At 62.9% G+C, this 20,914-nt stretch carries 17 protein-coding genes; 4 read left to right on the forward strand and 13 right to left on the reverse strand.

Going from position 1 to position 20,914, the window contains the following annotated elements; translation table 11 throughout:
- Positions 1 to 63: 63 nt before the first annotated feature.
- The 4 genes from NPS29_RS07135 to NPS29_RS07150 form a co-directional block, all read right to left on the reverse strand.
- Complete coding sequence (locus NPS29_RS07135) at positions 64 to 1,398, reverse strand: MFS transporter (protein WP_274131626.1); 1,335 nt, start codon at positions 1,396 to 1,398, stop codon at positions 64 to 66.
- Between the two features lie 198 nt (positions 1,399 to 1,596).
- The gene (locus tag NPS29_RS07140) at positions 1,597 to 2,535 is read right to left on the reverse strand and encodes a hydroxymethylglutaryl-CoA lyase (RefSeq protein ID WP_274131627.1); all 939 of its coding nucleotides are present in this window, start codon (positions 2,533 to 2,535) and stop codon (positions 1,597 to 1,599) included.
- Complete coding sequence (locus tag NPS29_RS07145; RefSeq protein ID WP_274131628.1) at positions 2,532 to 3,725, reverse strand: CaiB/BaiF CoA transferase family protein; 1,194 nt, start codon at positions 3,723 to 3,725, stop codon at positions 2,532 to 2,534. Before NPS29_RS07145 ends, NPS29_RS07140 begins: the two co-directional genes overlap by 4 nt.
- Positions 3,726 to 3,829: 104 nt before the next feature.
- Positions 3,830 to 4,741, reverse strand: coding sequence for a LysR family transcriptional regulator (locus tag NPS29_RS07150; protein WP_274131629.1), 912 nt, complete (start codon positions 4,739 to 4,741; stop codon positions 3,830 to 3,832).
- Between the two features lie 264 nt (positions 4,742 to 5,005).
- On the opposite strand from NPS29_RS07150, the gene NPS29_RS07155 reads away from it, so the two are divergent.
- Together NPS29_RS07155 and NPS29_RS07160 are read left to right on the forward strand one after the other, a co-directional pair.
- Positions 5,006 to 5,326, forward strand: coding sequence for a hypothetical protein (locus NPS29_RS07155; protein WP_274131630.1), 321 nt, complete (start codon positions 5,006 to 5,008; stop codon positions 5,324 to 5,326).
- Between the two features lie 20 nt (positions 5,327 to 5,346).
- The gene (locus tag NPS29_RS07160) at positions 5,347 to 6,096 is read left to right on the forward strand and encodes a substrate-binding periplasmic protein (protein WP_274131631.1); all 750 of its coding nucleotides are present in this window, start codon (positions 5,347 to 5,349) and stop codon (positions 6,094 to 6,096) included.
- 145 nt (positions 6,097 to 6,241) lie between these two features.
- Here NPS29_RS07160 and NPS29_RS07165 read toward each other — a convergent pair whose 3' ends face one another.
- The 9 genes from NPS29_RS07165 to pilG form a co-directional block, all read right to left on the reverse strand.
- Positions 6,242 to 7,201, reverse strand: a complete 960-nt coding sequence (locus NPS29_RS07165) for a quinone oxidoreductase family protein (protein WP_274131632.1) — start codon at positions 7,199 to 7,201, stop codon at positions 6,242 to 6,244.
- Positions 7,202 to 7,234: 33 nt separating this feature from the next.
- Entirely contained in the window at positions 7,235 to 7,408 is a 174-nt protein-coding gene (locus NPS29_RS07170) for a DUF1427 family protein (RefSeq protein WP_081564875.1), read from the reverse strand.
- Positions 7,409 to 7,663: 255 nt separating this feature from the next.
- Positions 7,664 to 8,440: an AraC family transcriptional regulator gene (locus tag NPS29_RS07175; protein WP_274131633.1), complete on the reverse strand. Its 777-nt coding sequence runs from the start codon at positions 8,438 to 8,440 to the stop codon at positions 7,664 to 7,666.
- A gap of 40 nt (positions 8,441 to 8,480) precedes the next feature.
- The gene (locus NPS29_RS07180; RefSeq protein ID WP_274131634.1) at positions 8,481 to 8,972 is read right to left on the reverse strand and encodes a chemotaxis protein CheW; all 492 of its coding nucleotides are present in this window, start codon (positions 8,970 to 8,972) and stop codon (positions 8,481 to 8,483) included.
- Entirely contained in the window at positions 8,965 to 14,949 is a 5,985-nt protein-coding gene (locus NPS29_RS07185; protein WP_274131635.1) for an Hpt domain-containing protein, read from the reverse strand. Before NPS29_RS07185 ends, NPS29_RS07180 begins: the two co-directional genes overlap by 8 nt.
- Before the next feature lie 36 nt (positions 14,950 to 14,985).
- Complete coding sequence (locus NPS29_RS07190; protein WP_274131636.1) at positions 14,986 to 17,028, reverse strand: methyl-accepting chemotaxis protein; 2,043 nt, start codon at positions 17,026 to 17,028, stop codon at positions 14,986 to 14,988.
- 60 nt (positions 17,029 to 17,088) lie between these two features.
- Positions 17,089 to 17,628, reverse strand: a complete 540-nt coding sequence (locus tag NPS29_RS07195; protein WP_274131637.1) for a chemotaxis protein CheW — start codon at positions 17,626 to 17,628, stop codon at positions 17,089 to 17,091.
- A 15-nt stretch (positions 17,629 to 17,643) separates the two neighbouring features.
- Complete coding sequence (pilH, locus tag NPS29_RS07200) at positions 17,644 to 18,009, reverse strand: twitching motility response regulator PilH (protein WP_274131638.1); 366 nt, start codon at positions 18,007 to 18,009, stop codon at positions 17,644 to 17,646.
- A 42-nt stretch (positions 18,010 to 18,051) separates the two neighbouring features.
- Positions 18,052 to 18,462, reverse strand: coding sequence for a twitching motility response regulator PilG (pilG, locus tag NPS29_RS07205; protein WP_274131639.1), 411 nt, complete (start codon positions 18,460 to 18,462; stop codon positions 18,052 to 18,054).
- Positions 18,463 to 18,705: 243 nt separating this feature from the next.
- On the opposite strand from pilG, the gene gshB reads away from it, so the two are divergent.
- The gene (gene gshB, locus NPS29_RS07210) at positions 18,706 to 19,659 is read left to right on the forward strand and encodes a glutathione synthase (RefSeq protein ID WP_274131640.1); all 954 of its coding nucleotides are present in this window, start codon (positions 18,706 to 18,708) and stop codon (positions 19,657 to 19,659) included.
- A gap of 258 nt (positions 19,660 to 19,917) precedes the next feature.
- Positions 19,918 to 20,820 carry an energy transducer TonB gene (locus NPS29_RS07215; RefSeq protein WP_274131642.1) on the forward strand — a complete coding sequence of 301 codons (903 nt, stop codon included), beginning with the start codon at positions 19,918 to 19,920 and terminating at the stop codon, positions 20,818 to 20,820.
- Positions 20,821 to 20,914: the final 94 nt, after the last annotated feature.

Consider the following 20,914-nt stretch of genomic DNA (forward strand, 5'->3'; position numbering starts at 1 on the left):
AACGCCACGACCCACCCGCCGACGAATGCTGTGGCTCCGTCAGCGGGTGGGTTGTGGCGAAACTCAGTGCTGGTTCTTGTCCAGCGTGCGCAGCTTCTCCGGCAGGGCCCACAGCAGCAACGCGGCGGCGATGACGGTGGTGACACCGATCACGTAGAGCGCCGGGGTGGTGCTGCCGGTCATGTCTTTGATGCGGCCGACCATGACCGGGCTGACGATGCCGCCGAACTGACCCAGGGTGTTGATAAGGGCGATGCCCCCGGCAGCACCTGCGCCTGCGCCGGCCAGCAATTTGGGCGGCAGGGTCCAGAATGCCGGGATGGAGGCAACGATGCCGCCACCGAGCATGGCCAGGGACAGGATCAGCATGCTGGTGTGCTGGGCGAAGATGCCGGCGCAGAAGAACCCGATGGCGCCGAGGATGGTCAGGCCGCAGACGAACTTGCGACGTTCGCCGCTGGCGTCGGACAGACGGCCGATGACAACCATGCTGATGGCGCCGCAGATGTACGGGATGGCGGTGAGCAGGCCGATCATGACCGGGCTTTCGACGCCGGCGCTGCGAATCAGCTGCGGAGCCCAGAAGTTCAGGCCGTAGGACGCCACCTGGATCAGGAAGTAGATCAGGCCGAGCATCAGGAAGCCTGGCATTTTCAGCGCGGTCAGCAGCGAGCCGTGCTGGTTGGGTTCATGTTGGGCGATGCGGCTGGCCAGATAAGTCTTCTCGGACTCGCTCAGCCAGTGCGCATCGCTGATGCGGTCCTTGAGGATGGTCAGCACGGCGAAACCCAGGGCGATGCACGGCAGGCCGCCCAGCAGGAACAGCCAGTGCCAGCCGCGCATCTGCATGACGCCATCCATGTGCCCTAGTACCAGGCCGGAGATCGGCGCGCCCAGCAGGCCGGCGAACGCCGAGGCCAGGAACAGAATCGAGGTGATACGGCCACGGTAGGTTTGCGGGAACCAGAGTGTCAGATAAAACAGCACGCCCGGTGCGAAACCGGCTTCCATGGCGCCGATGATGAAGCGCAGGGCATAGAACTGCCATTCGGCGTTGACGAACACCATCAGGGCCGTCGCCACGCCCCAGGAAATCATGATGCGCGCGATCCAGCGCCGGGCGCCGACCTTGTACAGCATGATGTTGCTGGGCACTTCGAACAGCACGTAGCCGATCACGAACAGACTCGCGCCTAGTCCGTAGGCGGTGTCGCTCAGGCTCAGGTCGGTCTGCAACTGGAATTTGGCGAAGCTGATGTTGATGCGATCGAAGAACGCAAACAGGTAGCAGACCATGATCAGCGGCATCAGGCGCCACGCGACCTTGCGGATCAACGCCTTTTCGGCACTCACAACCTCGGCGAGGCTGCTGTTCGGGTTCAGAACAGAGATAGACATAACGGTGACTCCAGTTGGACTTCCCAGGGGGAGCCCGATTGTTTTTGTTGTCTGGACGAACGCGCAGCAAGGCGTGTTCGTTCGTTTTTGTTAAACACTGGCCCCCGTAGCAGCACGGCTTGCCGGCGGGGCGGTGTGTCTGTGACACATGTTTCGACTGACACACCGCTCCCGCCGGCAAGCCGTGCTGCTACGGGTTCAAACCGGCAGATTCTCGGGGGTGGGATGCAGGTCGCAGTTGCGCCCGGCCTTGGCCACTTGCCCTGGCATTTCATGGCCCAGCAGCGCTGGCAGGCGCCGGGACATGTTCAACAGGTGCGGCAAGTCGATGCCGGTCTCGATGCCCATCTCCTCGCACATGTTCACCAGGTCCTCGGTGCAGATATTCCCCGAAGCCCCCGGCGCGAACGGACAGCCACCCAGGCCACCCAAGGACGCATCGAAACGCCGTGCGCCAGCCTCATAAGCAGCCAGCACGTTGCTCAGCCCAAGGCCTCGGGTGTTGTGGAAATGCAGGGTCAGCGCCGAGGCCGGAATGCGCGTCAACACGCGCTGCACCAGGCGATGGACCTGACGCGGGTTGGCCATGCCGGTGGTGTCCGCCAGGGAAATGCCCTGCATGCCCAGCTCCAGATACGCATCGACGATCTGCAGCACGCGGTCTTCGTCGATCTTGCCTTCGAAGGGGCAGCCGAAGGTGGTGGCAATCGAACCGTTGAGGCTGACCGACGAGCCCGCCGCAAACGACACCACGTCGGCAAAGGCTGCCAGCGACTGCTCGCAACGCATGCGCATGTTCGCAAGGTTATGAGTCTGGCTGGCCGACATCACCAGGTTCAGTTCGTCTGCAGCGGCCTCGATGGCCCGCTGCGCGCCGCGCAGGTTGGGAATCAGCGCCACGTAGATCACGCCCGGATGGCGACGGATGCCACGGAACACTTCGTCACCGTCGCGCAGGGCCGGAATGGCCTTGGGCGAAACAAAAGAACCGGCCTCGATGCGGCTGAAACCGGCCAGAGAAAGCTCATCGATCAACGCGATCTTGTCAGCGGTCTCGACCCAGGTCGGCTCGATCTGCAAGCCGTCCCTGGGGGAAACTTCCTGAACGATCAGGCGTTCGGAAAAATCGGTAATCATTGCACCACCCCTTGGGATTTGAGTTGCGCGATATCGGCGCCGGTCAGCCCCAGATCGCCCAGTACGCTGTCGGTGTGCTGGCCCAGTGCGGGCCCTTGCCAGTTCACCGAGCCCGGCGTTTCTGAGAGTTTGGGCACGATGCCCGGCATCTTGACGCTGGCGCCGCCCGGCAGCTGCGCATCCAGAATCATCTCGCGGGCCTGATAGTGCGGGTCCGCCACTATGTCGGCCACGTTATAGATGCGCCCGGACGGCACTTCGGCCTGCTCCAGCACCTGCAACACTTCATCGATCGGCAGGCTGGACGACCAGGCGCTGATGGTGGCATCGAGCATGTCGCTCTGTGCGGCGCGGCCATCGTTCTGCGCGAATTCCGGCGCTTCGGCCAGGTCAGGGCGGCCGATGGCGTGCATCAGGCGCTTGAAGATCGGGTCGCTGTTGCCGGCGATCACCACATAGGCACCGTCGCCAGTCGGGTAGGTGTTTGACGGCGCGATGCCCGGCAGGGCGCCACCGGTGCGCTCGCGAACGTGGCCGAGCATGTCGTACTCCGGCACCAGGCTTTCCATCAGGTTGAACACGCTTTCGACCAGCGATACATCGACGATCTGCCCGTCGCCCTGCCCGGTTTTCACCCGCAGCAGCGACATCAGCGCACCCATGACTGCGTGCATCGACGCCAGCGAGTCACCCAGGCTGACGCCCACTCGCGCCGGTGGCGAACCGGGGGTGCCGGTGGTGTAGCGAATGCCGCCCATGGCCTCGCCGATGGCGCCAAAGCCGGGACGGTCGCGATAAGGGCCGGACTGGCCGTAGCCGGAGATACGTACCAGCGTCAGTTTTGGATTCAGGGCATGCAGGACATCCCAGCCCAGGCCCAGCTTTTCAAGAGCGCCCGGACGCAGGTTTTCAATCAGCACGTCAGCGCTCTCGGCCAGGCGTTTGACGATGGCGATGCCTTCAGGTGACTTGAGGTTCAGCGAAAGGGATTTCTTGTTGCGCGACTGCAGGTACCACCACAGCGAAGTGCCTTCATGCAGCTTTCGCCATTTACGAAGAGGATCGCCCTGCCCCATCGATTCGATCTTGATCACCTCGGCGCCGAACTCGCCCATCAGGCGTGCAGCGAAGGGCGCGGCGATCAGTGTGCCGATTTCAATCACGCGCACACCGTTCAGGGGGCCTGTCATAGCGGATACCTCAAGTGTTTCTTGGAATTTGAACCAAGACTAGAGGACCGGCGTTCGGCAAATCCAACCGTTTGTTGGCAAGTGTCGTTCGCGAAACGCGAACGCTAGGTCGCGTGGCGCTGGAGATGCTCGAACAGCAGGGTGCTGACCGGTGAAAGCGCATCCTTGTCCCGCACCACTAGAATCAACGTGCGTTGCGCCCACGAGTCGCTCAGGGACACGGCCGTCAGACCCAGTGGCACGCCCAGCAATTCGAACGCCTTGCGCGGCAGCACGCCGATGCCCATATTGGCCTGGACCATCCGGCACATGGCGTCGAATCCCGGCACATGGATACGCACGCGCAACGGCCTGCCGTGAGATCGGGCGGCGGTATGGGTGCGCATGTTGATCGAGCTGGCGGCGTGCAAGCCGATGTAGTCGCTGCCCAGGGTGTCTTCGAAGGCCACCTGTTTCAGGCTCGCCAGCGGATGGTCGGCCCGCATCACCACCACCAGTTGGTCCCGGCGGTAGGGCACGCTGTACAGGCCTTGCACGTCGGTGTCTTCGGAACAGATGCCGATGTCGGCCACGCCGTCGATCAGGCCCTGGACCACGCCGGTGCTGGGCCGCTCTTCGAGGTCAACCTTGACCCGTTCGTGGTGGGTGGTGAAATCGTGCAGGTCTTCGGGCAGGAACTGGATGATCGCCGAAAGGTTCGCCAACATGCGCACGTAGCCGCGCATGCCTTGCAGGTGCTCGTCGAGCTCAAGCCCCATTTTCTCGAGGTCCGAGAGCATGCGCCGGGCGTGGTGCAGCAACGTCTCGCCGGCAGCCGTCAGGGTCATGCCCTTGGCGTTGCGCAGGAACAGGCCGATGCCCAACACCTCTTCCAGCTCCATCAGGCGCTTGCTCGCCGCCGACACGGCAATGGCCTCGCGGGCTGCGGCGCGGGTGAGCGTGCCTTCTTCATACACCGCAACGAAGAGTTTCAGGGTAATCAGGTCGAGGCGGCGAATGAGGTTTTTGTGCAGCATGCAGGCACTCTCGATAACGAAGCTGGCTGACAACGCGGGGCCAAGAATACACGCAAACCGTCGCAGGGAACCTTGCAAGGCAGGCTTGTCTGAGTCTTGGGCAGCGCGCATCGCCTGTGTTTGCAGCGATGCCGACAGATTGGGGGCCACGCCCCCTCCCCGAGTACGTCACCATCGAGTAACGTATAGGCATGTCTGACGGGGTTTCGCCATCTTGAGCCGGCGATCCGACCCGCAACCCGCAACACGAGAGAAGGCCCTACCGTGCATAACGTCCGATTGATCAAATATGTCTGGACCCACCAGACCCCCGAGATCTCCTCAGAGTGGTCCAAGCTTCTGTATGAGGTCGAGTTGCCGTTCGTCCCGTTCCACGGCCTGAACATTCAGTTGCCGGACCAGCGCGCCTGGCGTATCCGCGATGTGGAGTGGAACGTCGAGGAACAGACGTTCCGCTGCCATATCGAGGATCAGTTCATGAACCTGCTCGATGTCGACGATTCCTACGAGGACTGGATCGACATGCTGCTCGAATGCGGCTGGGAAATGAGCGGGCGCTACACTAATGAACACAACAAGACCTGATACCACTTTGCCTGGCTGCCATGAAACGGATTTCCTGCTGTACCCGCGTCGCGATTCGGGCGCTCCTGGCGTGGTCGTCGATTACCTGTGCCGCGCCATCGGTTGACCTGTATGTCCCTGAAGCCCCTCCCCTGACCATGCTGACCGTGGGCGATAAACATGGCATCGTCGGCGATATCGCCCTTAAAGCCATGGCATCGGCAGGGTACTCGGCCAATGCGCTTTCACCTCCCTGGCCCCGCGCGCAACGGGAAGTCAGCCAGGGCAAGGACCTGCTGATCGCCCCGCTGACCCGCAATCAGAGCCGGGAAGCCAACTACACCTGGATCGCGCCGATTCTGACGATGGACCGAGCCTTTTTCAGCCTGGATCGTCGGGTGGAGAGCTTCGATGAGGCCAGGAAGACTTTCAGGCTGATCGCGGTGGGCATCGGCACCGCGCAGGAAACCCGGTTGCGCGAGGAAGGCTTCGCCGACTCGCAGATCTACCCGCTGAAAATCGGCGAGAACCCCGCGCAGATGCTGCTCAAGGGAAGGGTCGATGCGTGGTTCAACGGGGTGCCGGAGAGCCGTTATATCTGGCAACAGCTGACTGATCGCCCGCTGGTCATGAGCCGCGTGGTGATGACTGCCAACCTGTATCTGGCGTGTTCGAAGGATTGCGATCCGCAGATGGTCAGCCGGCTCAGGGCCGCGATTGATACGCTGGAGAAAGACGGGACGATAGACAGGGTCGAAGCGCAGTACACGAAAGGCTTGCCGGTGCGCTGAACAGCGCACCCGGTCCTGTAGGAGCGCGCTTGCCCGCGACAGCGTCAGACCAGTCACCCAGGGGTGTCAGAACAGACGCCATCGCGAGCAAGCTCACTCCTACAGGTATGTGATACGACGAGGACGCCCGCGCCGTTCATGTCGATCAAGGCAGCAGAATCACCTTGTCCGTGCTGCCCTGATTCACCTCTGCATAACTCGCCAGCCCATGCTGCAGCGAGACCTCGATCAAATCTGTCGGCAGCGGCAACGATCCCTCGTCGAACAGCGCGCCGAACTGCTCCAGCATCCGCGCACAGGCTTCGACGCTGTACAGCAGCGAGTTGATCCCCACCACCGAGCCACCCTTGCGATACAGCGCCAGCGCCGGCAACTGCACATGACCATCCACGGGCGCTGCGATGATCGCGATACGGCCGAAAGGCGCCAGCGCCTGCACCGATGGCGGCAGCCAGAAACCGGTGGTGTCGAAGATCACGTCTGCGCCGCCGGCGAACACCTCGCCGACCTGGGCCGACAGGTCTTCAGGCTTGCCCAGCAGAATGGCCTCGAAGCCCTGCTCTTGAAGCGCCGCGACCTGCTCCGGACGGCGCACCGCCGCCAGTACCTTGGCCCCGCGCACTTTGGCCAGGGCGATGGCCGCGCTGCCAACCGCGCCGTTGGCACCGATCACCAGCAGGCGCGTATCGGCATTCACGCCGCTGCGCTCCAGTGCATCCCAGGCCGTGGTGTAAGGCACACCCAGGCTGGCGGCCTGCACGAAGCTCAGGGACTTGGGCTTGAGCGCCACGCCCTTGGCCGACAGGGTGATGTAACCGGCATGGGAGCCGTTGCGGGAGAAACCGATCTGGTTGCCCGTGCCCCAGACTTCCTTGCCGATCAGTTCCTGTGGGCCGTCTACCACAACGCCAGCGAAATCCCGGCCGGGTACGCGGGGCAGCGTGGTGTAGGGGAAGCGGCCGAGTACGTTTTTCACATCGCTGGGGTTCAGGCCCGCCGCCTTGATCTGCACCAGGACCTCGCCTTCGGCGGGGATCGGCTTGGGCAGATCGACGACTTCCAGTGCAGCCAGATCGCCAGTTCGGGAAAATTGCAGTGCTTTCATGGTGTTCACATCCGAAGAGAAAAACGGTTCGCGTCAGGAAATCAGGTTGGCAACCAGCTGCCGGCCCATGGGCCAGAGCTTTTCGCCCGCCTGCATGCCCAGCAATCCCACCAGCGCGACCAGGGGCGGCGCGGGTGAGCGGAAGTCCAGCGCGCCGTATAGCAGGCCGACGGCAATGCCGATTGCGAGGGAAATGATGTAGCTCATGATGAACTCCGGTGCCAAAGGCGATGACCAGAGTGTATGCAGAGCCGGCGCACCGTACCGGCCAAGTGCTTCTGAATTTCGGACAGACCCGCCCCGTAGCAGTCCGGCTTGCCGGCGTCAGCGGCCTCAGGACCGATCCCGCGGGCAAGCCCGGCTGCTACGGGAGCGCGGGCCTATGGAAAACCACCGTTCCGTAGCAGCACGGCTTGCCGGCGGGGGCGATTTCGAAGGCGCCGACGCCGGCAAGCCGAGCGGCTACGGGGTATCCAGGATAACGGGGTACTGCGTCGGCGCCATTCCCAGCTCGCGGCGGAACATGTCGCTGAAACTGCTGGGCGAGTAGCCCATGGAGCGGGCGATGGTGCTGACCGGAACGCCCTGAATGATCTCGGCCACCGCAGTAGCCAGTTGCACCTGCCTGCGCCACTCGGCGAAGCCCATGCCCAGCACGCCCTGAAACAGCCGCGACAAGGTCCGCACGCTGGCCCCGGCATTCTCGGCATGCTGCTCGAACGACACATCGATGGAAGGCTCGATCATCACCGCCTGACAGACATTCATCAGCCGCCGGTCGCTCTCGTCAGGCATCGGCACCTTGAGCAGTGAACGTCGGGCGCGCTTAAGCTCCAGCAGCGCCAGATTGACCAGCGCCTCGTAGTAGGCCGAATCCTTGTCCTCTTCAGCCACCAGATTGACGATCAACTCGCGCAGCAGACGCGCTACCTCCAGCACCTGAACCGTCGGCTCCAGGGTCTGCGCAAGCGCCGGGCGCAGGTAGATATTGCGCATCTCAAGGTCCGAAACCACGCGGATCCCGTGGGGCACACCCGGCGGCAACCACACCGCACGCTGGGGAGGCACGACCAGCGCCTCGCTGGGCGTCTCGACCCACATCACGCCTGACATCGCATACAGGACCTGCCCCCATTCATGCTCATGGGGCTCGATGTACAGGCCACGAGGGTAAGTACGCGAGACCCGTTGCACGGGAACGGCGGTGTCAGTGAGATCGGGCGGGGCGGCGATGGCCATGATGGTGACCGGTACGAATCTAAAGAGGCAATGTTAGCGGCTAGATCCCCAGCCCCGCCACCTGCACCAGCCCGGCATCCACCAGCCGCTGCTCCAGCGCTACCAGGTCCGGCACCTTGGCGACGGTATCCCCGACTTGTACCGCCGCCAGTTCAAGCTCGCTGAGCGGCACATCGACGTAACTCAACTGATTGTCGAGCTTGCACGAGCGCGGGATGCCCTGGGTCAGCAGCGCGATGAACTTGAGGTCCGGCCGCCCGCCCAGTGCATTGAGGACGACGATCCGTGCACGGCCACCCACACGGGCGCGGCTGCCGCACGCGGCTTCGAAGCTCAGCAGCGGCAGGCTGCGGTTGCGCCAGTTGATCGGCCCCAGGTACCACTGGGGCGCGGCAGGGTCGGCGATGCTGTCCTGATAGTCGATCAGCTCGGCAACAGCCACGTTGGGCAGCAGCAGACTGCGATCGCTCAAGGGAATGAGCAAGCCGGTGAGACTGGTCAGGCGCGCGGCCTGGGTGGTGCCGTCAGACATGGGCCTGGCTCCAGTGGGCGATGCTCTCAAGCAACGCCGCCTCTTGATAAGGCTTGCTCATGTAGTCGTTCACGCCGAGCGCCATGGCCCGGTCACGATGCTTCTGCCCGGAGCGCGAGGTAATCATGATGATCGGCAGGTGTTTGAGCGATTCGTCCGCGCGGACCTTGCTGGCGACCTCGAAGCCGTCCATGCGCGGCATCTCGATGTCCAGCAGCATGACGTCCGGTGTGTGTTCCTGCAGCAGGGCCATGGCATCGACCCCGTCCTTGGCGGTCACCACGTTCATGCCGTTGCGCTCCAGCAAACGCCCGGTGACCTTGCGCACCGTGACCGAGTCATCCACCACCATCACCAGCAAAGGTCGCGCCTGTTCAGCCTCGACATAGGGCGTCGGCGTCTGCCCGGAAACGTGCAGCGCCAGCAATCGCGAATGGAAGCGGCGGATATGGGCGAACAGGTCGAGAATCAGCACCACCCGGCCATCACCCAGGATCGTCGCGCCGGACACACCCGGCACCGTCGCGAACTGCGCCCCGAGATTCTTCACCACGATTTCCCGCGAGCCCGCCAGCGCATCCACCTGCACCGCCACCCACTGGTCATGCACATGCACCAGCAGCACCGGCAGCGGTTGGGTCTGGCCGATCAACCGGGGCGGCTGGCCGTTGTTCAGCAGTTCGCCCAGGTAACGCAATTCATAGCTGCGCTCGCCGTATTGATAACGCGGCGGCGCCGACTGGTAATAGGCCTCCAGCTCGCTGGGCAAAACCCGCACGATGCCTTCGATGCTGTTCAGCGGCACGGCGTACTGCTCTTCACCGCATTGCACCATCAACGCGCGGTTGACCGAAACCGAGAACGGCAGGCGAATGCGGAAACGCGCGCCCTGCCCCGACTTCGAATCGATGACCATCGAGCCGCCCAGTTCCTTGACCTCGGCGTGCACCACGTCCATCCCCACGCCCCGCCCGGAAATCTGGGTGATGGTTTCAGCGGTAGAAAACCCCGCCTGCAGGATGAACTGCAAGGTGTCGTGCTCGCTCAGTTCGGCATCCGGGCTGATCAGGCCACGCTTGATCGCCTTGCGCCGAACGGCTTCGAAGTCGACCCCCGCGCCGTCGTCGCTCATCTCGATGACGATGTCACCGCCTTCGTGGGCCAGGCTCAGGGTGATGTGGCCGGTTTCCGGCTTGCCCTTGGCCTGGCGTTTTTCGCCGGTTTCAAGGCCGTGGTCGATGGCGTTGCGCAGCATGTGCTCCAGCGGCGCGACCATGCGCTCCAGCACGTTGCGATCCATCTCGCCTTCGGCGTTGATCACATCGAAGCGGACTTTCTTGTTCAGCTCGTTCGACACCTGCCGCACGATCCGGCGCAAGCGCGGCACCATTCGCTCGAACGGCACCATGCGCGTGCGCATCAGGTTTTCCTGAAGCTGGGTGTTCACCCGCGCCTGTTGCTGCAACAGGGTTTCGGCTTCGTGGGCACGGGTGTCGAGGGTTTCCTTGAGGTCCATCAGGTCCGAGGCGGACTCGAACAGCGCCCGGGACAGCTGCTGGAGCTGGGAATGGCGATCCATCTCCAGCGGGTCGAATTCTTCATAGCCCATCTGCTCGGCCTGCCGGTCGCGGCTGAGAATCCGGCCCTGGGTTTCCATGTCCAGACGCCGCAGTTGGTCGCGCATCCGTTCGATGGTGGTTTCCATTTCGGCCAGGGTCACCTGTGCGTCGCTGACCTGCTGCTCGATGCGCCCACGAAAGATCGAGGTTTCCCCGGCCAGGTTGACCAGGTCTTCCAGATCTTCGGCAGGCACCTTGACCATTTCAGGTCCGGGGCGCTCGGCATCGGGATCTGCCGCAGGCGTTGCAGGCTCGGAAAAAGGCGGCGCCACGGCCAGCGGCTCTTCAACCGGTTTGCTGACAACCTCCTGAATCGCACCCGAGGACGAGTAGTGGGAAATGCTGTCGATCAGCAACGCGGGGTTGGGCAACGGCTCGTAGCCGCGCACCGCATCGACCATGTCGGCGAGCATGTCGTGGCCGCTTTGCAACAGGCCGTTGAGCAAGGCGCTGTTCTTCAGCGACCCGCTCGAAAGCCCCTCGTACAGCGACTCAAGCTCGTGGGCCAGGTCACCGATGGGCGCAATCTCGACCATCCGCGCGCCGCCCTTGAGGGTGTGCAGGTCGCGCAGCAGGTTCTCCACTTCGACGGTGTTCTGCGGGTCGGCCTGCCAGCGCACCAGCGCGGCACTGGAGCTTTCGATGATGTCGTCGGCTTCTTCGAGGAAGATTTCCAGCAACTCGGGATCGCGCTCATCCAGCGGCTGGATCATCGACCCGACGTTACGCGCTTCGCCCTCCTGGGGCAGCACATAACAGTTGTTCTGGCGAAACTCGCGAATCGCCGCGATCAGCGATTCCGGGTCAGCCAGTTGCGCCCGGTTCTGCAACTGTTCGAGCATCAGTGCCAACGCGTCGTGGCTATCCACCAGCAGGTCGGCCAACCGGGACGAATAGCTGCAACGCTTGTCGGTCAGCGCTTCGTAGAGGGATTCCAGCTCGTGGCCCAGATCGGCCACCGGCCCGATTTCCGCCATCCGCGCACCGCCCTTGAGGGTGTGCAGGTCGCGCTGCAGGGAAGACAGCGGCAACGGATTGTCCGGGTCTGCCAGCCAGCGTTGCAGGGCCTGGCCCGCGCCTTCGAGGATGTCGACGGCCTCTTCGAGGAAGATGTCGACGATTTCCTGATCCAGCCCATCCTGAGGCGCTTGCGTGCTCGCGAGGCTGTCGGTGGCCTGGCTCAGCTCGGTGACCTCAGTCGCCAGGCCGCCATTGCCCTTGATCACGCCCATGGCATCGGGGTCCAGCCCTTCTTCCAGCAGATCGCGCAGGGCCTGCACACGTTGCGGACAAGGCTGCACCTGCTGCCCGGCCGCTACCTGGTCGAGCATGTTGATCAGTTCTTCATGGGCATTTTCCGCCTCATGGAAAAACCGCTCGCTGACCGCAAGGCTGCTCTCTTCCACCGCGCCGTACAGGTCCAGCAGCGCCTCGCACAGTTCGTCCACCTGAGGCAGATCGGCCATGTGCGCACCGTGACCGAGCATGGTCAGCTCGTCGAGCAGTGCGTTGAGTTCCTGGCGCTCGCCGGGGTGTTGCCGCCAGCGTTTGAGCAGGCTTTCGGCGTCCAGCAGGATGTCCATGCCTTCGGCCAGAAAACTTGCCAGCAGCTGCGGATTGCGACGACTGCGCAGGCCGTTCTTGTCGTCATTCAGGACATCGGCCATGCGCGCCGCCAGCAACGCTTGAGCGTCAGAAATGAGCGTCGAAGCCCCTTCGATCGGCATCAGCGGGTCGATTCTCAGCTGTGCCAGGCCTTGGTAAAACAATGGCGGTGCCTGGCGCAACAACTCAAGTTCCGGCGCGCCGACGGCGATCTGGTTGGTCTTGTACTCGCGCACCAGCGTGTCCAGCGGCGTTGCCAGCTCTGCCATCGGCAGCACGCCGGCCATGTAGGCGCTGCCTTTGAGGGTGTGCAGCGCACGCAGCAGTTCGTCGCTGAAAATGGGCGATTCGTCGCCCTCGCTCATGTCCAGATAGCGGGTGAAGGTGTCGAGGTGGGTCTGGGCTTCCTGGCGGAAGATCTCCAGCAATTGCGGATCGAAGCCTTCGTCTTTCGGCTCTGGAGTTGTCCTGGTGGCCACCGGCTCAGGCTCGACCCGTTCGCCCTGGGCCAGCGCGTGAGCGCGAGCGGCCAGCAGGTCAACGTCGTCGCGCTGGCGCTGGACGTCTTCGGCAAAGTCGCGGATCACGTCCGGCAATAGGGTTTGTACGTCTGTCAGCAGTTGCCGGACCTGTTCATCTGGCGTGACGCTGCGTTCCAGCACGCGGTTGAGCAGGTTTTCCACCGCCCAGGAAAGCTCGCTCAGCACCAGGGCCCGCACCATGCGCCCACTGCCCTTGAGGGTGTGGAATGCACGGCGGATTTCACTCAAGGCAGAGGAATTCTCGCCATCGGCCAGCCAGCGCGGCAGGTATTCGTGCAGCGCTTCGAGCACCTCGTCGGCTTCTTCAAGGAAGACGTCGCGCAGCTCGTCGTCCACCGGCGGCTCGTCCTTGGGCGGCGGCAGCAGGCTGGCGGGCACGTGCCGCGCCGGCGGGTTGACCTTCGACAAGGGGCTGGCCAGCACCTCGGCGAGGCTCTTGCTCGGGCTGACCAGCGCCTGGCGGTCATGCAGTTCGTTCAACTCGTCGTCGCTGATGACCTGTTCCAGCACTGGCACTTCGACGGTTTCGGCGGCCGGCGAATAACCCAGCCGGGCAAGGCTTTCCTGGGCCAGGTCCAGCACATGCTCGCCCGGCGCTTCCGGATCCTCGGCCATGCGTTCGAGGTAATACTCGATGCCGATGATGACATCGGCCAGATGATCCAGCTGGGAAACCGCAGGCTTCTGCTCGCTGCCCAGCAAATGGGTGACGATGTACTCGTTGCACGCCGCCAGCAGGCTGGAGGCGCGGGCCAAGGGAATCATCGCCAGCGCGCCACGCACCTGAATCAGTTGCGCAGACAACGGCGCCAGACGCTCGCGGTTAAGGCCATCATCGAAGTAATCGTCGATCACGTCCTTGGCCTGTTGCAGCACGACCCGCGTTTCCTTGATCACCAACTGGTGAATCTGGCTCAGGTCGGTGGTGGGCAACCGGCTTTCTTCCGGGCTGCTCTGATCCACCGTCCCGGCCATGCCAGCCAGCGTAGCCTCGACGTAGAGCAAGGCCCCGGCGACGTCCATCAGTGTCGGATCGCTGGGCTCGCGCTGCCCTTGAGCCATGCCCTGGACCACGGTCAGTTGATCGATGATGACCTTGCGCGGCTGGCCGAAACCCAGCACCGCCAGGGTGTCGGCGATCTGTCGCAGCGGCGGCAACAGGCTGTTGAGTTCGCTGACGTGCTGGCGATCGCCGCGCACGAAGACGTCGAGCCGTTCCTTGGTGCGCACCAGTTCGTCGCACAGGGCGATGATGACCGAGCGCATCGCATCGCGGTCCGGCCCGGCCATGCGTGCGCGCTCTTCATCGACCAGCGCGCTTTCCGGCAAGGCTTCGGCGAGCCCGTAGTCGTCCTTCAAATCAATCATCCTCTGGGCCTGGCTGTCTGACTTTGCGATGTAAAACAGCAGGCTTTTCAGCAGTTCGTCCGGCGCCGGCTGGTTGATGCCGGCAATGCCCTGTTCCAGCAGGCGCTTGAGTTCCTTGTCGGCATCCTTGAACAGACTGCGCAGCGCCGGACTGTTGGTGAAGTTGCCGTCGGCCATGGTCTCGGACAATGCCGAAGCGATGCGCCACAACGGTTCGAGCGGCGCGCCCTTGCACAGCGTTTCGAGGCGGGTGAAGACTTTACTCATGTAACCGAGCTGGGTCTGCACATCCTGCTCGCGCAGCAGCCCGACCAGCGCAGTTTGCAGGGTGTGTCGCAATTTTCGCAGTTTGGCAGGCAACTCGGGGCTGTCGCGCTCGGCCAGGGCATCGGCGCCCAGTTCCGGAATCGACAGCAGTTGCGGGGCAAACAGGCTGGTTTCGGTGAGCAGGCTCTCGCCACGGGCGCTGCGCAGGTCGTTGAGCAAAGGCAGCACCACCAGCGGCAGGTCACGGCGGGCCGAATGCACGCGGTCCAGGTACACCGGCAACTGGCTCATCGCCTGGTTGAGCAACTGCACGGCCTCAGCTTCCTGCGCCACATGCCCTTGTTGCAGGGCGAGCGCCAGTTGCTCGATTTCCTCGGCGAACAGGGCCGCGCCGTAGAACTCGATGATCTGCAGGCTGCCGTGCACCTGATGGATGAAATCCAGGCAGACTTCCAGGCTCGACGGGTCATGGGGGCGCGCGACAAAGGCGTCCAGCGCCTGCCGGGCGTGCTTGAGGGTTTCGCCTATTTCGCCCTTGACCCACTCCAGGGCCACGTAGTCGTGACGGTCAGCCATGCTGGCTCCAGTTGCCCAAATGGTACGGCGTGACGATCAATGCTGATCCCGCGAGGCCGGCAGCGTGAAACCGGACACCGTGCGGCGCATCTCGCTGGCCATTTTCGCAAGGTTGCCCATGCTTTTTGCCGTGGCGGCCGTGCCGGAGGTGGTCTGGGTGGTGGTCTCCTGGATGACGGTCATGGTCGAGGAAATCTGCCGACCCAGCGCCACCTGCTGCTGGGCGGCATTGGTGATGCTTTCGACCAGCGCCGCCAGCACTTTGGAAACCCCTTCGATTTCCTCCAGCGCCACCCCTGCATCCTGCGCCAATCGCGCGCCACGCACCACTTCGGTGGTGGTCTGCTCCATGGAGATTACCGCTTCGTTGGTGTCATTTTGAATCGCACGCACCAGGGTTTCGATCTGCTTGGTGGCCGAGGACGAACGTTCGGCCAGCCGCTGCACCTCGTCCGCCACCACGGCAAAGCCGCGACCGGCATCACCGGCCATGGATGCCTGGATCGCCGCGTTCAAGGCCAAGATATTGGTCTGGTCGGCAATGTCGTCGATCAGGCTGACAATGTCGCCAATTTCCTGAGAGGACTCACCCAGGCGTTTGATCCGCTTCGATGTGTCCTGAATCTGCTCGCGAATGTTGTCCATGCCGTTGATGGTGTTGTGGACCACCTCATTGCCCTTGTTGGCGATCGCCACCGAGCGTTCGGCGACCGCCACCGACTCAGACGCGTTGGCCGAAACCTGCTGCACCGACCGGGACATGTCGTTGACCGCGTTGGACGCCGCCGCGATCTGCAACGCCTGGTGCTCGGACGCCGCCGCCAGTTGGGTCGCGGTGGTCTGGGTGTCCTTGACCGCGCCGAACACCTGTTCAGCGGTGAGGTTGATGGTCGCCACCAGCTCGCGCAACTGGTCGATGGAGTAGTTGATGGAATCAGCGATGGCGCCGGTGAAATCCTCGGTCACCGAAGCGGCCACCGTCAGGTCGCCATCGGCCAGGTCTTCGATCTCATCGAGCAGGCGCATGATCGCGGTCTGGTTGCGTTCGTTTTTCTCGGCGGTTTCCCGCAACTGGCGGTTGGTTTCCCGCACCATCACCAGGCCGATGAGAATGATCGACGCCAGCGCCAGCAGGCCCAGGATGTAGCCGCCGTAGCTGTTGGTGGCGCGGCCTCCGGCCAGGTGCTCGAAGCTGTTGGCCAGTACCGAGGCTTCATCGAGCAGGGTCTGCGACAGGGTGAAGATATTGCTCGACGCCTCGCGCACTTCCAGCAATTCCGGCGAGGTTTCCAGAATTTCGTCTACCGATCCCGACACGAACTGGAACAGCTCGGCGATATCGGCCAGCCGTGCGCGGGCGTCCTTGTCCTCGACCTGGGTGATTTTCAAGGTCGCGTTGCCTTCGAGCATGCCATTGAGCACACGCCCGAACTGCGTGGCGTCGCGACCAAAGGCGTCGGCGGCCTGGACGGCGGTTTCGTCGCCGGACAGCACGGTATTCACCGCGCCCAGGATGCGCTCGGCCAGCAGTGATTGACGCTGGGCCAGCGCGACCTGGCTGGCGGGGGCGCGGTTTTGCAGCAGAATATCGACAACCTTCTCCGACTCGATCTGCAACTGCGGAATGGTCTCGGCCAGCGTCGCCGCCACCTGGTGAAGGGACAGCACCGTCTGCTCGCGGGAAAGAATCACATCGGTGCTTTTTCGCAGATTTTCCCAGTCGTTCTGCACTGCTTTCAGTTCATCGGTGACTTCAGCGGGTGCGGCGGGCAATCCGGTGTTCTTGTCGCCCTTCTTCAGGTACTGCCAGCGGGTGTCGAAATCGTTGCGCGAATCGGCCAGCAACTTGAACGCCGCAGCCTTGCCGGTGGCGGCTTCCGAAGCGTTCTTGGCGATACGCTGGGACAGTACGCGCAACTCGCCGGCATGGCCGATGTACTGCTTGTCGTAGTTGGACTGGGTGCTCAGGTACGCGAAGTTGACGAACAGCAGCATGATGAACACGATCAGGCCGACAAACAGCGCGATAATCAGCGAACGGCTGCGAGCGCCTTCAAGGGACTTGCCGGTATTACTCATTTCTCAGGGCTCCGCCCGAAGATCGGTTGTGTTTTGCAGGAGCCGCAGTGCCGAAGTGATTCACAGGGCAACATCCATGAACCCCGGCGACTGCACCAGGGCCCTTGGGCTGAACACCCGCCAGGCCTGTTCGCGCAGGAAGCGGCCCTGGATATAGGGCGAGATGTTCGGCTCGCTGTCACCGGCGAGTTCCGGCATCAGGCTGCGTTCGTTGAAATGCTGCATACCCAGCACCTCATCGACCAGCAGCCCGGCGAATACATCCTGATGATCGATCACCAGCACCCGCCGCTGCTTGCGCACCGCTGAAAGCTCGTGACCGAAGTAGGCGTGCAGGTCCATGACCGGCAGCAGGCGCCCGCGCAGGTTGGCGATGCCCCTGACCCACGGCTTGACGCCGGGAAGGGCGGCGCAACGAGGTTCGTGAAGGATCTCGTCGACCTCGCCCATGGGCGCCACATAGAGGCGCTCGCCCATGCGAAAGCCGATGCCGCTCCAGCCTTGCTGCCGGGTTTCCTGCAACGGCAGGCCGGCAGCCAGCGAGCGGCAACGCTGGTCGATGTCGAGCAGCAGGGCGAAGGCAGTCTGCGACTGGGCCATGAACGCCAGCCGGCCTTAGCCTGCCAGGACCGCGTTCAGGGTTTTCATCAGGGTTTCTTCGTCCACAGGCTTGGTCAGGTAATCCCGCGCGCCCTGGCGTTTGCCCCAGACCTTGTCGGTTTCCTGATCCTTGGTGGTGATCATGATCACCGGGATCGTGTTGGTGTCGGCGTCCTTGGTCAGCTGACGGGTCGCCTGGAAGCCGTTGAGGCCAGGCATGACGATGTCCATCAATACCGCGTCGGGTTTTTCCTGGCGGGCCAGCGCCACGCCATCGGCACCGTTTTCAGCCTTGAGGACTTCATGGCCGTGCTTTTCCAGCATGCCGGTCAGCTTGTACATTTCGGTCGGCGAATCATCGACGATCAGAATTCGAGCCATGGTGCTTCCCCATACAAACAGCCGCCCCGTGCGAGGTCGGCATCAAGATAGTTGTTGTTCTACCGCAACGAACTCCGGCACATGCGCCTTGATTGCGCTGAGCAGTTCTTCCCTGCTGAACGGCTTGGTCAAAAACTGATCAGACCCCACGATACGGCCCTTGGCCTTGTCGAACAGGCCGTCCTTGGAGGACAACATGATCACCGGCGTAGACTTGAATGCCCGGTTGTTCTTGATTAACGCACACGTCTGATACCCGTCCAGCCTGGGCATCATGATGTCGACAAAAATGATTCTCGGGTGATTATCGGCAATCTTGGCCAACGCGTCGAAACCATCGACCGCGGTGATCACTTCACAGCCTGCGTTCTTCAACAGGGTCTCGGCGGTGCGACGAATCGTGCGCGAGTCGTCGATAATCATCACTTTCAATGGGGCTGAATGCTGTTCCATATCTGCTCTACCATCGCTCAGGCGATTCAGACGGGTTGGCCTTCGGCCTGGCGCGTGGTTCGGTTCGGATCGCTGTATGACAACTGGCATCGCGCTGGATGACGAGCCTTTTTAGCACACTCCCGTGACGCATTCCATAAAGCATATGCGCCACTCTTGCCCCTTGACCCCAAGGCTGCGCAGCGCCACCCTGACGCGTATTTTCAGGCCCGCCGGGCCATTACCGATCAGAGGATATTGCCCATGAGCGTTCGCGTTGGAATTGTCATGGACCCCATCGAGCGCATCTCCTATAAAAAGGACAGCTCGCTGGCCATGCTCCTGGCAGCGCAAGCGCGCGGCTGGTCGCTGTTCTACATGGAGCAGCAGGACTTGTATCAGGTCGCAGGCCAGGCCCGCGCCCGCATGAAGCCTTTGAAGGTTTTCGCCGACCCTGAGCACTGGTTCGAATTCGAAGCCGAAATCGACAACGGCCTGGATGACCTGGACGTGATCCTGATGCGCAAGGATCCGCCGTTCGACATGGACTTCATCTACACCACCTACCTGCTGGAACAGGCCGAGCGCGCCGGCACCCTGATCGTCAACAAGCCGCAGAGCCTGCGCGACTGCAACGAGAAGCTGTTCGCCACCCAGTTCCCGCACTGCACCCCGCCGACGCTGGTGAGCCGCCGCGCCGACATCCTGCGCGCCTTTGCCGCCGAACATGGCGATGTGATCTACAAGCCGCTGGACGGCATGGGTGGCACCTCGATCTTCCGCCATCGCGCCGAAGACCCGAACCTGTCGGTGATTCTCGAAACCCTGACCGTCAACGGCGCCCACCAGATCATGGCCCAGGCTTACCTGCCAGCGATCAAGGACGGCGACAAACGCATCCTGATGGTCGATGGCGAGCCTGTGCCGTATTGCCTGGCGCGTATTCCGGCTGCCGGCGAGACCCGTGGCAACCTGGCTGCCGGTGGCCGTGGCGAAGCCCGCCCCTTGAGCGAACGCGACCGCTGGATCGCCAACGAGATCGGCCCGACCCTGCGGGAAAAAGGCCTGCTGTTCGTAGGCCTGGACGTGATCGGCGAGCACCTGACCGAAATCAACGTCACAAGCCCGACCTGCATCCGCGAGATCGACAATGCGTTCGGCACGGATATCGGCGGGTTGCTGATGGATGCGATCGAGAAGAAGCTCAAGGCGCGCTGACCTCAGGCCTCACACCCCGCTTCTGTAGGAGTGAGCTTGCTCGCGATGGCGGTGAGCCAGTCAATAAATGGCTAACTGACACACCGCTATCGCGAGCAAGCTCACTCCTACAGGGATTGTGTGGCGGCTGGCTGCCCATTAATCGGCCAACACGCATCAAAGCGAAAGTCCCTACGAACATTGCGTTATCATGCGCGGCCTGAATTTCGCCCCAGGGTGGTTTTTTGCAATGCTGGCTCATGCGATACCGGAGCGTCGATGAACGCTGCGGTCAACAGTGATCTCCCGATGGCCCTGACCCGTACCTCCGTGCGCCCGGCTGATCGTCTGGGCTTTACCCTGATGATCGCGGCCCTCGTGCACCTGGCATTGATCCTTGGCGTGGGCTTCACCTATGTGAAGCCGGAAAAGATCAGCCAGACACTGGAAATCACCCTGGCGCCCTTCAAGAGCGACAAGAAGCCCAAGGACGCTGACTTCCTGGCCCAGGAAAACCAGCAGGGTAGCGGCACTCTCGACAAGAAGGCGGTGCCCAAGACCACCGAGATCGCGCCCTACCAGGACACCAAGATCAACAAGGTGACGCCTCCGCCCGCCGCCAAACCGGTGGTCAAGCAGGAAGCGCCGAAGACGGCCGTCGCCACCAAGGCCCAGGCGCCGCAGAAGACTGTCGCCAAGCGTGACGAAGTCAAACCCGAGGAGCCGAAAAAGGCTGCACCGGCGTTCGACAGCACCCAGCTCAACAGCGAGATCGCAAGCCTTGAGGCCGAACTGGCCGATGAGCAACAGGCCTACGCCAAGCGCCCGAAGATCCACCGCCTGAGCGCCGCCTCGACCATGCGCGACAAGGGCGCCTGGTATAAAGAAGACTGGCGCAAGAAGATCGAGCGCATCGGCAACCTCAACTACCCCGAGGAAGCCCGCCGTCAGCAGATCTACGGCAGCCTGCGGATGATGGTGTCGATCAACCGAGACGGCTCTCTCTATGAAGTGCTGGTGCTGGAATCTTCCGGCCAGCCCTTGCTGGACCAGGCCGCCCAGCGAATCGTCCGGCTGGCCGCGCCCTTCGCGCCGTTTACCGGCGACTTGTCGGACATCGACCGCCTGGAAATCATCCGCACCTGGAAATTCGCCCGCGGGGACAAGCTTTCCAGTAATTGACCTCCCTCTGCCGATACACATCGCGTAGCAGCACGGCTTGCCGGCGGGTACGGTGTGTCAGCGCCGAAAATGTTGTCTGACACACCGCCCCCCC

This window comes from Pseudomonas putida (assembly GCF_028682175.1).
Taxonomy (GTDB): domain Bacteria; phylum Pseudomonadota; class Gammaproteobacteria; order Pseudomonadales; family Pseudomonadaceae; genus Aquipseudomonas; species Aquipseudomonas putida_AD.

Excerpts from the sequence above, each read along its gene's own strand:
- NPS29_RS07145 (WP_274131628.1), bottom strand. The coding sequence starts at position 3,725 with ATGACAGGCCCCCTGAACGGTGTGCGCGTGATTGAAATCGGCACACTG.
- NPS29_RS07160 (WP_274131631.1), top strand. The coding sequence starts at position 5,347 with ATGAAACGGATTTCCTGCTGTACCCGCGTCGCGATTCGGGCGCTCCTG.
- pilH (WP_274131638.1), bottom strand. The coding sequence starts at position 18,009 with ATGGCTCGAATTCTGATCGTCGATGATTCGCCGACCGAAATGTACAAG.
- NPS29_RS07175 (WP_274131633.1), bottom strand. The coding sequence starts at position 8,440 with ATGGCCATCGCCGCCCCGCCCGATCTCACTGACACCGCCGTTCCCGTG.
- NPS29_RS07165 (WP_274131632.1), bottom strand. The coding sequence starts at position 7,201 with ATGAAAGCACTGCAATTTTCCCGAACTGGCGATCTGGCTGCACTGGAA.
- NPS29_RS07185 (WP_274131635.1), bottom strand. The coding sequence starts at position 14,949 with ATGGCTGACCGTCACGACTACGTGGCCCTGGAGTGGGTCAAGGGCGAA.
- NPS29_RS07150 (WP_274131629.1), bottom strand. The coding sequence starts at position 4,741 with ATGCTGCACAAAAACCTCATTCGCCGCCTCGACCTGATTACCCTGAAA.
- NPS29_RS07195 (WP_274131637.1), bottom strand. The coding sequence starts at position 17,628 with ATGGCCCAGTCGCAGACTGCCTTCGCCCTGCTGCTCGACATCGACCAG.
- NPS29_RS07190 (WP_274131636.1), bottom strand. The coding sequence starts at position 17,028 with ATGAGTAATACCGGCAAGTCCCTTGAAGGCGCTCGCAGCCGTTCGCTG.
- NPS29_RS07140 (WP_274131627.1), bottom strand. The coding sequence starts at position 2,535 with ATGATTACCGATTTTTCCGAACGCCTGATCGTTCAGGAAGTTTCCCCC.
- pilG (WP_274131639.1), bottom strand. The coding sequence starts at position 18,462 with ATGGAACAGCATTCAGCCCCATTGAAAGTGATGATTATCGACGACTCG.
- NPS29_RS07135 (WP_274131626.1), bottom strand. The coding sequence starts at position 1,398 with ATGTCTATCTCTGTTCTGAACCCGAACAGCAGCCTCGCCGAGGTTGTG.
- NPS29_RS07180 (WP_274131634.1), bottom strand. The coding sequence starts at position 8,972 with ATGTCTGACGGCACCACCCAGGCCGCGCGCCTGACCAGTCTCACCGGC.
- NPS29_RS07170 (WP_081564875.1), bottom strand. The coding sequence starts at position 7,408 with ATGAGCTACATCATTTCCCTCGCAATCGGCATTGCCGTCGGCCTGCTA.
- gshB (WP_274131640.1), top strand. The coding sequence starts at position 18,706 with ATGAGCGTTCGCGTTGGAATTGTCATGGACCCCATCGAGCGCATCTCC.
- NPS29_RS07215 (WP_274131642.1), top strand. The coding sequence starts at position 19,918 with ATGAACGCTGCGGTCAACAGTGATCTCCCGATGGCCCTGACCCGTACC.